The organism is Psychromarinibacter sediminicola, assembly GCF_029168335.1.
In the GTDB taxonomy this organism is placed as follows: domain Bacteria; phylum Pseudomonadota; class Alphaproteobacteria; order Rhodobacterales; family Rhodobacteraceae; genus Psychromarinibacter; species Psychromarinibacter sediminicola.
This window is the reverse complement of sequence record NZ_JARGYC010000198.1, coordinates 1-1,141: the sequence shown is the minus strand read 5'-3', so window position 1 is coordinate 1,141 and position 1,141 is coordinate 1. Positions and strand designations below refer to the sequence as shown.

The 1,141-nt window shown below is 62.6% G+C and carries 1 pseudogene and 1 other annotated feature; the pseudogene reads left to right on the top strand.

Annotation, left to right across the window (positions count from 1 at the left end):
• Nucleotides 1-50: 50 nt before the first annotated feature.
• Nucleotides 51-1,141 (top strand): annotated as a pseudogene (locus tag P1J78_RS24915) (IS3 family transposase); the annotation flags it as partial.
• Nucleotides 338-454 (top strand) — a sequence feature (AL1L pseudoknot). Its footprint overlaps the pseudogene before it by 117 nt.

Here is a 1,141-nt window from a genome sequence, read left to right as displayed (position 1 = left end):
TGAACCGCCCCGGGTTTACCGGAGAGCAGAAAGCTCGAAGGATACCTGTGATGAGCAAGAGATCTTACACCCCGTCCTACCCGGCCGAGCTGCGTGAGCGCGGCGTCCGGCTTTTCCAGGAACACCGCGCCGATTACGCGAGCGACAACGCAGCCTATCGGGCGATTGCGCCGAAGCTCGGCTGTTCTCCGGACAGCCTGCGCGTCTGGTGCCAGCGTGCCGAATGCGATGCCGGGGAACGGCCCGGTCTGACCAGTGCCGAGCGGGACCGGATCAAGGAACTGGAGCGCGAGGTCCGGGAGTTACGGACAGCGAACGAGATCCTGAAGAAGGCGAGCGCGTATTTCGCCCAGGCGGAACTCGACCGCCCGTTCAGGAAATGATCTCCTTCATCGATGCGTACCGGGACGAGTTCAGCGTCGGGTCGATCTGCAGCGTGCTGCCGATCGCGCCTTCGTCCTATTACGCACAGCTGGCCGTTCGGCGCGATCCGTCCAGGGCATCGAAACGGGCGCAGCAGGATATGCGCGACAGCGGGGAAATCCGGCGTGTCTTCAGCGAAAGCGGCGGTCGCTATGGCACGCGCAAGGTTTGGCATGCCCTGCGCCGGGACGGATACGACATCGCCCGCTGCACCGTGGAAAGGCTCATGAAAGCGATGGGATTACAGGGTGTTGCGCGCGGCAAGAAGGTGATCACGACCAATCCGGATACGGCTCTTCCTTGCCCTGACGACAAGGTGAACCGTGTCTTCGCGGCGCAGACACCGAACCAGCTCTGGGTGAGCGATTTCACCTATGTCTCGACCTGGCAGGGGATGGTCTACGGCGACTTCGTGATCGACGTCTTCGCCCGACGGATCGTGGGCTGGCGTGTCTCTACCTCGATGACCACGGGGTTCGTGCTCGATGCCCTGAACCAGGCGATCTGCCAGAGAACGCCGTCAGATGCAGATGCGTTGATCCATCATTCCGACCGGGGCAGCCAGTACCTGTCGATCAAGTATACCGACCGTCTGGCCGAGGCCGGCATCGATACCTCCGTGGGCAGCGTCGGCGACAGCTACGACAACGCCCTCGCCGAAAGCACCATCGGCCTGTTCAAGACCGAGGTCATCAACTTCCTCGGCCCGTGGAAATCC